This is a genomic window from Propionicimonas sp., from assembly GCF_049840635.1.
GTDB lineage: Bacteria > Actinomycetota > Actinomycetes > Propionibacteriales > Propionibacteriaceae > Propionicimonas.
Genome location: NZ_JASGKL010000005.1, coordinates 813,316 through 827,964, shown reverse-complemented (window position 1 = coordinate 827,964; position 14,649 = coordinate 813,316). Strand labels below are relative to the sequence as shown.

Genomic DNA, 14,649 nt, shown 5'->3' with positions numbered 1-14,649 from the left:
ATCCCGGGCTTGACCCGGGATCTCTGGTCGGGGTGGGTCGGCAGCGTCGCCGGGGATCCCCGCGTTTGCGCCGGCGGGCGTCAGGCGCGGGAGCGGCTGATCTCGTAGAGGGCGATCGCCGCGGCCACGGACGCGTTGAGCGACTCGACCGCCGACGTGATCGGGATGTTGGCCAGGACGTCGCAGTTCTCGCGCACCAGCCGGGCCAGGCCCTCACCCTCGGAGCCGACCACGAGCAGCACCGGGCCGTCGATGCCGGGGAAGCCGGCCACGTCGGTGTCCGCGCCGCCGGCCAGGCCGACGACGGTGAAGCCCGCGTCCGCATAGGCGCGCAGCGTGCGGTTCAGGTTCGTCACCTGCGCCACGGGGACGCGGGCCGCCGCGCCGGCGGAGGTCTTCCACGCCGCCGCGGTCATCTGTGCGGACCGGCGCTCGGGGATGACCACGCCGTGCGCGCCGAACGCGGCGGCGCTGCGGATGATCGCCCCGAGGTTGCGCGGGTCGGTGATCGAGTCGCATGCGACGACCAGCCCCGGGGTGTCGGAGTCGAGCGCGTCGGCCAGCACGTCCTCGGCGTCCGCGTACTCGAACGGCGGCAGCTGGAGCGCCACGCCCTGGTGGACGCCGCCGCCGGTCAGCCGGTCGAGCTCAGAGCGCGTTGCCTGCAGCAGCGGGATGCCGTGCTCGGCGGCGAAGGTGAGGATGTCACGGAGCCGGTCGTCCCGCTCGACGCCGTCGGCGACGTAGGCGCGCTTCACCGGCAGGCCGGCCTGCAGCGCCTCCAGGACGGGGTTGCGCCCGATCACCCAGTCCGAACCCGCGGTGGCCGTGCGCGACCGCGACGAGGACCCGCCAGAGCGCGAGCCCTTCGGCTTCCCACCGGTCGTGCGGCCCGGCTCCTCGGGGCGGCGCTTGCGGTACGCCTTGTGGTAGGGACGGTCCTCCGCCTTCGGCGTGGGACCCTTGCCCTCGAGGCCGCGGCGGACGCGTCCACCCGAGCCCGCGGGCGTGGTCTTCCCCTTCTTGCGGACGGCGCCCTTGCGCTGGCTGTTACCCGGCATCTCTTCTCACTTCTCCAGGGACCAGCGCGGGCCGGTCGGGGTGTCCTCGACCTTCAGGCCGATCGCGGCGAGCTGGTCGCGGACCGCGTCCGCCGCCGGCCAGTCCTTGCGGGCCCTGGCCTGTTGGCGCTGCTCGAGCAGGGCGGCGACCAGCCCGTCCACCACGGGCTTCAGGTCGTCGGTCGCGGTCTGGTCGTCCCACTCCGGCGCGGAGGGGTCGAGACCCAGCACGCCGAGCATCGAGCGGACGGACGCGTACGCCGCGATCGCCTTCTGCGTGTCGCCCGCGTCCAGCGAGACGTTGCCCTCCTTGATGACGCCGAACAGCACGGCCAGCGCCCCCGGGGTGCCGAGGTCGTCGTCCATCGCCGCGGCGAAGGCGTCCGGGAGTGCCTCCCGGGGCGACCAGGCCGTCCAGCCCGCGGAGATCGCCTCCGCCCGGTCCAGGAAGGAGTCGATCCGGGACAGCTGCGCCGCGGCCTCGCCGAGCGAGGCGTCCGACAGCTCGATCGCCGAGCGGTAGTGCGGGCCGGCGAGGTACAGCCGAACCGCGCGTCCGCCGTAGGCCTCCACGGCGGCGAACACGTCCGCGGTGTTGCCCAGGGACTTGCTCATCTTCTCCCCGGCCATGGTGACCCACGCGTTGTGCATCCAGTAGGACGCGAACGGTCGGCCCGCGGCGCGGGACTGCGCGAGTTCGTTCTCGTGGTGCGGGAAACGCAGGTCGAGGCCGCCGCCGTGGATGTCGAAGGCATCACCGAGGTACTTGCCCGCCATGGCCGAGCACTCCAGGTGCCAGCCGGGACGGCCGCGTCCCCAGGGGGTCTCCCAGGCCGCGGTCTCGGGGTCGCCCTGCTTGTGTCCCTTCCACAGCGCGAAGTCGCGGGGATCGCGCTTGCCGCGGGGGTCGGCGTCCTCCGCGGGCTCCATCTCGTCCACCTTCATGCCGGACAGCTGGCCGTAGGCCGGCCACGACAGCACGCTGAAGTACACGTCCCCCGACCCGTCGGCCGCCGCGTAGGCGTGGCCGCGCTCGATCAGTTCGGCGATCAGGGCGACCATCTCCGGCACGTGGCCGGTGGCCCGCGGTTCGTACGTCGGCGGCAGCAGCCCGAGCGCCCGGTAGGCACGGTGGAAGACGCCCTCGAACTGGTAGGCGTGGGCCCACCACGGACGCGAAGCCTCCGCCGACTTGATCAGGATCTTGTCGTCGATGTCGGTGATGTTGGTGATCATCGTCACCTCGTTGCCCGAGGCCTCCAGCCAGCGGCGCAGGACGTCGAAGTTGACCTCCTTGCGGATGTGGCCCAGGTGCGGGGACGACTGCACGGTCGGGCCGCAGCAGTAGATCGAGACCTTGCCGGGCTGCAACGGCTGGAACTCGACCACGGCGCGGCGCGCGCTGTCGTACAGGCGGAAAGTCACCCGGGCATCCTATCCGGACGCGCTGGAGCCCTCAGCCCGGCGACGCACGACCGCCCAGAGTCCGCTCGACAAGGCTGATCGCCTCCGCGGAGCTCAGACCGAGTTCGCGGACGCGCCGCGCGTACTCGGCCGCGGCCTGCCGGGCCGCCCGGCCGGCCTCGTCCCCCGCGACGAACGTGCCGGCGCGCCCCCGGGTGTCGAGGACGCCGGACGCCTCCAGCTCGCGGTACGCGCGGGCCACCGTGTTCGGGGCCAGGCCGAGGTCGTCGGCGAGCCGACGGACGGTCGGGAGCTTGTCGCCGGGGTGCAGTTCGCCCGCCGCGACCAGCGCGGAGAGTTGGCGCTTGATCTGGTCGTAGGGGGCCTCGGCGAGCGAGGTGTCGATGGTGATCACGCCGTCGCCGCCTCGACGGTGATGGTGTCGCCGTCCGCCAGCGTGGGCCAGAGCCGGTGCCGGGTCCAGGTCATCCCGTAGGCCCGGATCCGCTTCGTGGCGATCCAGAGCACCAGCAGCAGCACGCCCGCGACCTGGAGCAGGGCGGAGGCCACGGGGTCAGGGACGAACCGCCACGTCACGACGATCGTCACGTAGCCGCCGAACCAGGCCGGCGCCTGGAACGCGGTCCCCGCGACGTCGGCGCGCCAGGCGTCCAGCGCGTAGAGCTCGGCGGCGTCGCGGGCGGGCTGTGGACGCCTCGCCGCACGCCGGCCGTTCCACTCCGACGCCAGCACGGACGCCACGACGCCGATCGACGGCGCGGTCCCCACCGCCGTCACGGCGGGCGGGGCCCCGGCCAGCAGGACGAGGACGATTCCGGCCAGGCACACGGCCCCGGACGCCCACGCGCACCAGCGGACGGGCGGGAACACGTAGTCCCTCAGGCTGACGGCGCGCGGGCGTGCGGACCGGGTCGGGCCCACCTCGAACCACGGCCGGGAGAGTTGCCAGGAGGCCGTGAGGGCTGCGACCACGCCGAGCGACACGCAGAGCGTCATCACGACCGCCCGCACGACGCCGTCGCCGGCCTGGACGAACGCCACCGGCAGGGCGACCAGCGAGAGCAGGAGCAGCAACACGCCGTCCAGGCGACGCCGACGCGCGAGTGCGGTGTCGACGGCGGTGGCGACGTCGGGTGTCAGGACGGCGAGGTGCTTCTCCGCCCAGGTCCGCACCCGTCGCTCCCTGCGCGCGACGGAGGCGGGCCAGAACATCGTGGCCGCCCCGACGAGCGGCACCAGGACCAGCGTGGCGAGGGTGAAGAGCGAGAGGGTGGTCGCACCGAACGGCATGTTCAGATGCTACAGAAGTCAATGGTCTGTAGCAATGCAAAGCCTGCGACAAAACGAGGAGGGTCAGCGGCGACGGGCGCGGAGGGCGTCGATGTCGAGGAAACCGGCGGGCACGGCAGGTTCCGCGTCCGCCGCGGCCTCCCACGGGTCGACGGGCATCGGCCCGTCGTCGTCGATGAAGCCCTGGGACGGGTCGTAGGGGTTGGCGAGCTGGCGCTCCTCGCCGATCGGGCGGGTGTCGTTCATGGCCTCGTCCGGCAGGCGGCGGAGGATGTCGTTGACGTAGCCGTGCGCGGCCTCCACCAGCGGCACCTCGCGGTTCTGCCGCTGCGACGCGTACCAGCGGTAGTCGAGCACCTCGTGGTAGAGCTGGGCGCTCTCCCGCTTCCCGCGCAGCTCGGGCGGCACGGCCGTCACGACGGGCTGGAAGCACTCGGTCAGCCACTGGTGCGCGACGACCGCCTCGTCCACGTGGCCCTGGTTCGTGCGGGCACGGAACGTGTCGAGGTCGTTCAGGAGGCGCCGGGCCTGGTGCTCCTCGACGTCCAGCCCCGTGAGGCGGAGCAGGCGCCGGGTGTGGTGCCCCGCGTCCACGACCTTCGGCTGGATCTTGATCTGCGAACCGTCGGGCGAGGTCTCGATCGACAGCTCCGCCACGTCGAAGCCGAGCGCGTTCAACCGCCGCACCCGGTTCTCGATCCGGAACACCTCCTCGTCGGAGAACTCCTCGACGCCGGTCAGCTCGGCCCACAGCTCGCGGTAGCGGGTGAGGATCGACTCGACGAGCTTCGCGGGGTCGAGGGACGCGTCCAGCATCTGCCCGGCCTCGAGGTCGCAGAACTCCCCGTACAGGTTGGTGGTGGCGATCGCGAGGTCGTGCTCGCGCTGTCCGGCGGTGAGGGTCTCGTGCATCTCCGCGGTCTCGGCGTCGACGAGGTACGCCGCGAACTCGCCCGCGTCCCTGCGGAACAGGATGTTCGACAGGGACACGTCGCCCCACAGGAACCCGACCAGGTGCAGGCGGGCGAGCAGCACGACCATCGCGTCCAGCAGCCTCCCGACGGTGTCGGGGCGGACGCCCTGGGCGAACAGCGAGCGGTAGGGGAGCGAGAACTCCAGGTGCCGGGTGATCAGGACGGGGTCGAGCTGCTCCCCGTCCGCTCCGACCCGGCCGGTGACGACCGCCAGCGGTTCGACGGCGGGGGTGTCGGTGCGGTGCAGGTCGGTCAGCATCCGGTACTCGTGGATCGCGAGGTCCTCGATGACCTCCTTGGCCGCGTACACCGAGCTGCCCACCTTGATGAAGCGGACGACGTGCCGGGAGATGCCGCGGGGGAGCGCGACCAGGTGCTCGGTCGGCCACTGCGCCAGCGGGAGCTCCCACGGCAGCGGGATCAGCCGTGAGTCCGGGCGCGAGGAGAGGAACCGGGGCACGCGTCTTTTGTACACCATCGGTCCCACCCGCCGTCCGGCGGGGGAACCCGGCCGGGCCCGCCGGCCCGGTGGCGCGAACGAGAACCGTCCCCGGTTTCGCGCCAGGCCGGTCGGGCGGACGCGGTCAGGCGCGGCGGCGGCGGAGCAGCCAGACACCCCCGAGCACGAACGCGAGGCCGAGCGCGGCCAGACCGCCGCCGGCGAAGCCGGTGTAGGCGAGGTCTCCGCTCCCGGCCGCGGTGGCCGGGTCCTTGAAGGTGTTCACCGCGGTGACCACCAGCTGCTGCACCGAAGCCGGTTGGCCGGTGACCACCGACAGCGCGGTCGCCGCGCTGTCGTGGTCGACGCTGTGCGCGTCGGCGCCGCCGGTGTCGGACTCCTTCGCCCAGCAGCTCGTCCCCGCCGGGAAGAGCAGCGGCTGGCCATCGTCGTCGCTGATGGTCCTCGAGCCGGCACCGACGATGCTGACCACGTCGGTGTAGGACGTGGAGCCGTCGGCGGCCGTGCACGTCACCGTGAACCGGAACCGCGTGTGGGTGTGGGCGGACGCGTCCGCGCCCCGCAACCGCTTGGTGATCGTCAGCGTCCCCGCGGAGTACTCGTTGACCACGTCGGCCACCAGGTCCACCGTGCCGGAAGCGACCACCACGCTGGACAGCTGGTCCGCGCCCGCGGCATCGGTCTGGGTGACCTCGCACACGGCGCCGACCGGGATCGGGGAGAAGGTCGCCGTCGCCACCGTCTCCGGCGCGGCGAGCGTGTGCGCGTCCGCGTCGTTCGGGTCGAGGGTGACCTCGTGGGCGAACGTCCAGCCCGTCGCGCCGTCGAGCGTGCAGGTGACGGAGAACGTCGCCGGTCCGGCGAACTGCGCCCCCACGCCGGCCACCGCCCAGTTCAGCACCAGCGAGCCGGTCCGGAAGTCGTTGGTGATCGTGATCCGCGCCGGATCGGTGCCCACGGTCACCGCGTCGCCGACCGTGACCTGGTCGGACGGGATGGCCAGGCTGCTGCCGGTCTCGGACGCGGAGCAGTCCGCCCCGAGCGGGAGCCCGGAGTACTCCACGCTGCCCGCCCCGGTGATCGTGCGGGACGCCCCGCCCGGGATCGTCACCGGCTCGGACACCCCGTCGACCAGGGCCGTGCAGGCCAGCGTGACCGTGTAGCTGCCGCTGGCGTAGGGCTCCGCCGAGCTCGGCTCACCGTCGACGGTGATCGCCTTGGCCACGACCACCGAGCCCACGTCGAAGGTGTTCGACATGGTCACGGCGCTGCCGCCCACGGCGATCGTCACCTCTGCCGGGTCGGCGGTGATGGTCGCCCCACCGGCCCCGGTCTCGGTCACCGTGCAGTCGGCGCCGACCGGGATCGGTCCGAGCGGGTCGCTGACCAGGCCGGCCGCGACGCTGAGCGTGACCGTGGTGTCGAACACGTCGTGCGGCACGTCCACCCCGTCCTCGGCGAGCGTGCAGGACACCGAGAAGGTGAAGGGGAACGTCGCGTGCGTCCCGGACCCGTCGCCGAGCACCCGCTTCGTCACCACCAGCGAGGCGGTCACGTAGTTGTTCACCACCCCGAGCGTGCTCGGGTCGTCGTTGTCGGCCGTGATCGCGGTCGTGCCCGAGCCCGGCCAGGGGTCGACGGCCTCGATGCCCGGTCCGGACGGGGCGCGGGGGGTGAACGCCACGTCGTGCGGGGTGAGCGACGCACTGGTCTGCTGCACCGCGCACTCTGCGCCCACCGGGAGCCCGGTGAAGACGTGCGAGCCGGGTCCGGTGAAGGTCCAGGTGTCGCCGTCGGGCACGGCCACGTCCTCCGTGACGCCGTTCACGACCCGGGTGCAGACCACCTGCGCGGTGAACCGGCCGCCCACGTACGGGCTCGCCGTGGTGGGTACGTCGTTGAGCGTCAGGCCGAGGGTGACCTTCAGCGAGCCGAGGCCGAAGCCGTTGGTCAGGGTCGCGACGTTCGCCTCCCCGTCCACGATCGTCACGTCGACCGGCCCGGCCGGGTCGTCGGCGCCACCGGTCGCCGTCTCGGTGACCGTGCAGTCGGCGCCCACGGGGATGCCGGTGAACACCTCGCTCGACAGCCCGTCGGCCTGGTTGAGCACGATGCCCGACCGCGAGAAGACCGCGTGGGGGGTGCCGGTCGTGTCGGCGAGCGTGCAGGCCACGGAGAAGGTGAAGTCGCCGGCCGACCAGTCCGGCACGCCGGCGCCGGTGAGCTGCTTGACGATCTGCAGGGTGCCGGTGTGGTAGTCGTTCGTGACCTGGACCGACGTGTCGGTGCCGACCCCGACGGTCGGGCTCGCGTCGTCGATGCTGACCTGGTCTTCCGGCAGCGGGAACGCCGCGTCCGTCTCGCTCACCCGGCAGGCCGCGCCCGTGGGCAGGCCCTCGTAGCGGGTGCTGCCCGAGCCGGTGATCGTCCGGACGCCGTCGAGGTCGTCCCCGAGCGGGTAGGCGTCCCCGGGGATGTCGACGCCGGTCCACAGCCCGTCGACCAGCCGCGCGCAGGACAGCTTCACGCCGAAGGACGCGGACGCGTAGGGCTCGGCGTCGCTGTCCTCGCCGTCCACCTGGACCCGCTTGTGGACCACGATCGTCCCGGTCGTGAACGCGTTGGTGACCTCGACCTGCACCGGATCGGTGGGGTCGTCGCCGACGACGGGCGTCGGGTCGGAGACGGTGGTGTCGTTCGCGCCGCCAGTGGCGGTCTCGGTCACCTCGCACGAGGCTCCCGCGGGCAGGTGCGCCACCGTCCAGCTCATCCCCAGGGCGTCGGACAGGTCGTGGCCGGCGTCGAACACGACCACGGCCGGGGTGGACGCGTCCGCGTCGGTGTCGAGCGTGCAGCGCAGGTGCACGGTGAACTGCTGGTCCGCACCCCACGCGTCCGCGCCGTCGCCGTCGAGGTGCTTGGCGATCGTGATCGCACCGGTGGTGTAGTGGTTGGTGAAGGCGGCGACGCTCACCGTGGCGGCGGACGGGGCGGCGCCCGAGCCGCGGACCAGCGTGAACCCGACCGAGGTCGCGGTCGTGCTCGCGCCGGCGGTCCCGTCCTGGGTCAGCCGGACGGAGGTGCTCGCCGCGTTCCCGTCCCCGCTCTCGGTGGCCGTGCAGTCGGCCCCGGCCGGGAGCTTCGTGAACGCCTTGCTGCCACCGTCGAGGAGCCCGAACGCCTCGTCCAGCACGGTGGACCCGTTGAACGTGCAGGCCGCATGGAACCCGAAGGTCGCCGGGCGGGTGATCGGGTCGCCGTCCGCGTCCACCGCCCCGCCGTCGTCGACGGCCTTGGTCACGGTGAAGCCGGCGTAGGCGTAGGTGTTGGTGACGCCCAGTTCCAGAGCCTGGAGGGTCGCGGGCGTGCCACCGGCGACCACCGCCGCGGTGTCCCAGTCGTGCTGGGTGACCGCGCTGGAGGTGGCGCCCTGGCTGTCGGTCTCCGTGGCCCAGCAGTGGCTGCCGAGCGGGACGCGGGAGGCGTGCCCGTCCGCGTCGGTGACGTTGACGTGCTGGCCGCCGGCGATCGTGATCGCACGGGAGAACACGGTGCCGCGGACGCCGTCCACCTCGGCCTGGCAGGTGACGAGGACGCCGAAGGTTGCGCCGGTCGCCCACGCCTCGTCCTTCGCCTCGCCCGCCAGCGTCTTGGTGACCCAGACGGTGCCCGCGCTGAACTGGTTGGTGAAGGTGGCGACATTCGCGGTGTCGTCCTCGGCGATGGTGATCGTGACCGGAGCGGGCGTGGCGTCCGCGCCGCCGGCCCCGGTCTCGGTGACGGTGCACACCGCGCCCACCGGGACCGGCCCGAGGCCGTCCTCGCGCAGGCTGGTGCCCGTGCCGCCGGCCACCCGGGACAGCGTCACGGTGTCGGTGTAGACGGGATCGGCCGCGCCGGCCAGCGCACAGCGGACCGAGAAGGTGAACGGTCCGTCGCCGAAGCTCGCCTGGCCTGCGCCTTCGAGCTGCTTGAGCACCGACATCGTCGCGGTGTGGAAGTCGTTGGTGACGGTCACCACCTGCGGGGCGGCCGGGGTGGAGCCGACCACGACGGCACCGCTCGGGCTGATCGCCGTGGCCTGGGCGGCCGGCGAACTGGCCGTCTCACTGACCTGGCAGGACGCGCCGGTCGGCAGGTCGGTGTACGTCACCGATCCCGCGCCGGTGATCGTGCGGGACGCGCCGCCGGGAACGGCGATCGCCTCCGCCACGCCGTCGTTGTCGAAGTCACGGGTGCAGGCCAGGGCCACGGTGTAGCTGCCCTGCGTCCACGGCGCCGCGGTGGTGGCGGTCCCGTCGAGGGTGAGTGCCTTGGTCACCGTCACCGCACCCAGGGTGAAGGTGTTGGTGATGCCGGTCTCGACCGTGGTCGCGGTGCCGATGGTCGGCGTCCCGTTGGTGATCGAGGTGCTGTTCGCGCCACCGCTCTGCGTCTCGGTGACCGTGCAGGACGCCCCCGTGGGCAGGTGGGCGATCGTCCAGGTCGGGTCGGCCTTGGACAGCGCACGGGTGGTGTCGAGCACCTGGTCGGGGTTGGCCGCGGCGAGCGTGCAGACCACGCGGACGGTGAACGTGCCCCCGCCCCACAGGTCGGCGCCGGCACCGGCGACGGTCTTGGTGACCTTCAGCGAGCCGACCGTGTAGTGGTTCGTGAACGCGACGGACGTGGCGTCCGCTCCGCCCGCGGCCAGGGTGAAGGTGGCGGCTGTCGTCCCGGTGCTCGTGGACGCGCCCTGCGTCACCACCACCGCGGTACTCGCCGCCCCGGACGTGCCGGTCTCTGTGACCGTGCAGCTGGCTCCGGTGGGGAGCCCGGTGAAGGTCTTCGTCGCGCCGGCGGCCAGGGTGAACGATGCGTCGGCCGGGGCAGTGATCACCTCGCTGCCACGGAAGGTGCAGGACGCGGTGAAGTGGGCGGCGTCGTACGCGATCGGGTGCCCGTCGGCGTCGATGGCGTCGCTGGTGACCGCCTTCGACACGGTGAACCCTGCGAAGTCGAACGTGTTGGTGAAGGACGCGGTCGTCGTGGCGTCCGCCGGCACGGCCGCCAGCGTGACGACCTTGCCGGCCGGACTGACCGGCGCGGCGCCGGCCGCGTCCGTCTCGGTCACCACGCAGTCGGAGCCCTGCGGGATCGGGCCGAGGTCGGCAGAGGTGAGGCTGGTCTGGCCCGCGGTCGGGGTCAGGGTGACGGCCGTCGGCCCGAAGACGGTGCCCGAACCGGTCAGGGTGCACTGCACAGAGAAGACGAACGGTCCGGTGCCCCACGTGGTCGCGCCGGTGCCCGCGATCGTCTTGGCGATGTTCACCTTCGCCGTCGAGAACGTGTTCGTCAGGGTCTGGGTGACGGTGGTGGCGTTGCCGACGGTGACGCCGCCGGAGGAGGTGACGGTCGCCGCCGGTTGCGCGGGCGTACCCGCGGGGTAGGTGGTGCCGGTCTCGGTCGCCGCGCAGGACGCGCCCTGCGGCAGGCCCGTCCACGTCACCGACCCGGGCCCGGTGACGGTCTTCACCGCGTTGGGGACGGTGATCGCCTCCGCGGTGCCGTCGCCGTCGAAGTCCTTCGTGCAGGCCAGGGTGAACTCGTAGGTCGCGTCCTTCCACGGCGAGCGGGTGCCCAGGCCGTTGGCGATCGCCTTGGTGACCTGCACCGAGCCGGTGTGGAAGGTGTTGGTCACCGTGACCGCCTGCACCGCGGTGGTGATCGTCGGGGACGGCAGGCTGACCACGGTGGTGTTGGCTCCGCCGGTCTTCGTCTCGCTCACCGCGCAGTGGGCGGCGGTGGGCAGCGTGCGCACCGACCACGTCTGGCCGTCGGCCAGGGAGTGCGTGGCGCTGAACACGGTGATCTCTGCCGTGGCGGAGTTCGCGTCGTGGTCGAGCGTGCAGGTGAGGCTCACGGTGAACGGTCCGGTGCCCCAGGCCGACGCCCCGGCACCGGCGACCGCCTTGGTGATGTCGAGGCCGCCGACGGTGTAGGTGTCGGTGTAGGCGACGACGGAGGCGGCCGGCGACGTCCCTTCCAGTGGCGACTGGCCCGCGACGAGGGTGAACGCGGCGCTCGTGGCGCCGTCGGTGCTCCCCGACGCGGTGCCGTTCTGGGTGATCACCGACGAGGCGTGCGCGTTGCCCGTGCTCGTCTCGACCACCTGGCAGGACGCGCCGACCGGCAGGTTGGCGAAGGCCCGCGAGCCGCCGTCGACCAGCGTGAAGTCGGACACGCTGAGCACGGTGGAACCGTTGAACGTGCAGGTCGCGGAGAAGTGGTAGGTCGCCGCGTACGTGATGCCGGTGCCGGACTGGTCGACCGCGCCGCCGTTGTCGACGGCCTTCGTGACCGTGAAGCCGGCGTAGTCGAACGTGTTGGTGAAGGACGCGGTGCGCGTCCCGCCGGCCTCGATCGCGTCCAGGGTGACCGCCTTCGACGTCGGGTCGACGGACGTCGCTCCCGCGGTGCCGGTCTCGGTCACCGTGCAGACCGCGCCCTTCGGGATCGGGCCGATCGCGGACGAGGTCAGGCCGGACGCCTTCGAAAGGGTGATCCCGGTCTGGCTGAACACCGTGCCCGTCGTGCCCTCGAGCGTGCAGCTCACCGAGAAGGTGAAGGCGCCCGTGCCGAAGGCGGACGCCGCGTCACCGGCCAGCGTCTTGACGATCTGGACGTTGCCGAACGCGAAGTCGTTGGTGACGGTCTGGGCCACGGTGGTGCCGTTGCCGACCGTCACGCCGGTGGCCTGGGTCGGGCTGTAGGTCACCGTCGGCGCGGGCTGCGCGGGCGTCCCGCTCGGGTAGTCGATCGACGCCTCGGTGACCGTGCAGGTCGCACCCTGGGGGAGCCCGGTCCAGGTGTAGGTGAAGCTGTTCGCCTTGCTGAGCACCTGGGTGGCGCTCGCGGCCAGCTTGGTCAGGTCGACCGCCTCGGAACTGCCGTTGACCGTGCGGGTGCACGACAGCGTCATGGTGTAGGTGGCGCTCTGCCACGGCTCGGCCGTGGTGGCCACCCCGTTCACCTTCAGCACCTTGGTCACCTTCACCGAGCCGGTGTTGAAGGTGTTCGTCACCGTGGTGGTGCTGGTCGTGTTCGTGGCGATCGTGACCGTCTGGTTGGTGTACGCGGTGGTGTTCGCGCCGCCGGTCTTGCTCTCCGTCGTCGTGCAGGACGCGCCGCGGGGCAGGTTGTCGACCAGCGCGATGCTGTAGGTCGCGCTGCTGGTGCTGAACGTGTAGGTCTTCGCGTACACCGAGGTGCCGGCCGCGGGGTAGCCGACCGTGCACAGCACCGAGACCGTGAACGGCGCGCTGGCCCACACCGAGCCGGTCGGGCTGACCTTCTTGGTGAGCTGCAGCTTGCCGACGGTGTAGGTGTTGGTGAACGCGGCGGTGTTGTCGCCCGCGACCCCGGTGACCAGGGTGAACGTGGCGCTCGTCGCGGTCCCCGATGCGTTCGTCTGGCCGGTCCGGGTCACCACGTAGCTGACCGTGGGCGACATCGCCGGGGTGGTCTCGGTGACTGTGCAGGATGCGCCGGAGGGCAGCTTGTCGAACGTCTTCGAGCCCCACGTGCCGTCACCGGTGCCGGTGATCGTGAAGCTGCTGTTCAGCACCGTGGAGGTCGCCGTGGCGTTGTTGAACGTGCACTTCGCCGTGAACGCGACCGACGTCGGGTAGGTCAGGCCGTTGCCGTCCTGGTCCTTGGCCAGTGTCGTGCCCGCGACCGTCTTCGACACCGTGAGGCCGGCGTAGGAGTAGGTGTTCGTCGCCGTGATCCCCAGCGCCTGCGCGACCGTCGGGTCGCTCTGTACGGTGACCGCGACGCCGGTGGCGAAGCTGGTCGCGCTGACCGCGGAGCTCGTCGCGCCGCCGGTCGTGGTCTCGGACGCCCAGCAGCGGGTGCCGACCGGGAACAGGCGTGGGCTGGCACCGTTCATCAGCGTCGTGCTGCCCGCGCCGGTGATCGTGACGTTCTGGGTGAAGGACGCCGTCGCGCTGGTGCCGCAGCTGACCGCGACCACGAACGTGCCGCCGGTCGCCCACGACTCGCCGGCCGCGTCGCCGGCGAGCGACTTGGTGACGGTGAGGGTGCCGGCGGAGAAGGTGTTGGTGAAGGCCGCCGTGGTCACGTCGCCGGTCGCGTCGTCCGGGCTGATCGTGACCACCTGGGGCGCCGGGGTGGCGTCCGCCCCGCCGGTGGCGGTCTCGGTGACCGTGCAGGACGCTCCGAACGGCAGCGGGCCGATCGCGCCGGAGGTGAGGGTGCCGGCGGGGACGGGGATGCCGGCCTGCGTGAACACGACCGAGCCGCCGAGCGTGCAGGACACCCCGAACGTCGCGCCGGTGAAGAAGGACGAGCCCGCCCCCACCAGGGTCTTGGTGATCTTCAGCGTGCCCGCGCGGTAGTTGTTCACCACGCTCACCGCCGCCGCGCCGGAGGCGTCCGGAACGGTGACGGACGCGGGCGAGACCGTGACGGTGGGGTCGGGCTGCCCGGTGACGCCGGTGATGCCGGCGACGTTCTCGGCGACCGCGCAGGTGGCGTTGGTCGGGAGGCCGTCCCAGGTCGCCGTCCACGAGCCGGCCTTCGTCAGGGTCTTGGTCGCTCCGCCGGGGACGACCACGGGCACGGTGGTCCCGTTGACCTGGCGGGTGCAGGTGAGGGTGACGGGGAAGCCGCCGTCGGCCCACGGCGAGGCGGTGGTGGCCGCGCCGTTGGCCTGCACGGTCTTGGTGACCGTGACCTTGCCGGTACCGAACCGGTTGGTCACGGTGACCGCGGCCGGGGTGCCGGCGTCGACGGTGAAGCTGCCGCCGGTGATCGTGGTGGCGGTCGCGCCGCCGTCGGCGGTCTCGGTGACCTGGCAGTGGGCTCCCGCGGCGAGGTGGTCGACCGTCCAGCTCAGGGTGGTCGCCTTCGACAGAGTCTTCGTGGCCCGGTACACCTCGGCGGGGTTCGCGTCGGCGTGCGTGCAGACCAGCTGGGCGGTGAACTCCTGGTCGCCCCAGGCGTCCGCTCCTGCGCCGGTGATCGCCTTGGTGATGGTCACCGAGCCAGCCGTGAAGGTGTTGGTGTAGGCGACGGCGGTCGCGTCCGCGCCGCCCGGCACCAGCGTGAAGGAGGTGGTCGCGGTCCCGCTGTCGACCTCGGTGCCGCCCTGCGAGGTGCGGACGCTGGTCGCGTCCGCCCCGGCGGCGTAGGTCTCGGTGACCGAGCACGTCGCCCCGGTGGGCAGCACGGTGAACTGCTTGCTGCCCCCGTCCCGCAGGCTGAAGGTGCGGTCGGCCGCGGCGAGCACCTCGTGGCCGAGGAAGGTGCAGCTGGCGGCGTAGGTGAAGTCCTTGAACACCACGGCGGAGCCGTCGGCGTACTGCGCGGGCCACGCGGCCACCGCCTTGGTCACCGTGAACCCGGCCGCCGGGTAGGTGTTGGTCACCTTCAGGGC

General features: G+C 72.4%; 6 protein-coding genes. All 6 read right to left on the bottom strand.

From position 1 onward, the window contains the following. Window positions 1-80 precede the first annotated feature (80 nt). The 6 genes from rlmB to QM779_RS09710 all read right to left on the bottom strand — a co-directional run bounded on the left by rlmB (window position 81) and on the right by QM779_RS09710 (window position 14,607). Window positions 81-1,061, bottom strand: coding sequence for a 23S rRNA (guanosine(2251)-2'-O)-methyltransferase RlmB (rlmB, locus tag QM779_RS09735; RefSeq protein ID WP_428534633.1), 981 nt, complete (start codon window positions 1,059-1,061; stop codon window positions 81-83). A gap of 6 nt (window positions 1,062-1,067) precedes the next feature. Next, a complete protein-coding gene (cysS, locus tag QM779_RS09730) occupies window positions 1,068-2,486 on the bottom strand; it encodes a cysteine--tRNA ligase (protein ID WP_428534631.1) in 1,419 nt (472 codons plus the stop codon). 31 nt (window positions 2,487-2,517) lie between these two features. Next, the gene (locus QM779_RS09725) at window positions 2,518-2,880 is read right to left on the bottom strand and encodes a GntR family transcriptional regulator (protein WP_428534629.1); all 363 of its coding nucleotides are present in this window, start codon (window positions 2,878-2,880) and stop codon (window positions 2,518-2,520) included. Beyond that, the gene (locus QM779_RS09720) at window positions 2,877-3,776 is read right to left on the bottom strand and encodes a hypothetical protein (protein WP_428534627.1); all 900 of its coding nucleotides are present in this window, start codon (window positions 3,774-3,776) and stop codon (window positions 2,877-2,879) included. The genes QM779_RS09725 and QM779_RS09720 overlap by 4 nt, the downstream gene beginning before the upstream one ends. A gap of 63 nt (window positions 3,777-3,839) precedes the next feature. After that, entirely contained in the window at window positions 3,840-5,228 is a 1,389-nt protein-coding gene (locus QM779_RS09715) for a DUF4032 domain-containing protein (protein WP_428534625.1), read from the bottom strand. Window positions 5,229-5,334: 106 nt separating this feature from the next. Next, entirely contained in the window at window positions 5,335-14,607 is a 9,273-nt protein-coding gene (locus QM779_RS09710) for a DUF5979 domain-containing protein (RefSeq protein ID WP_428538387.1), read from the bottom strand. Between the last annotated feature and the right edge of the window lie 42 nt (window positions 14,608-14,649).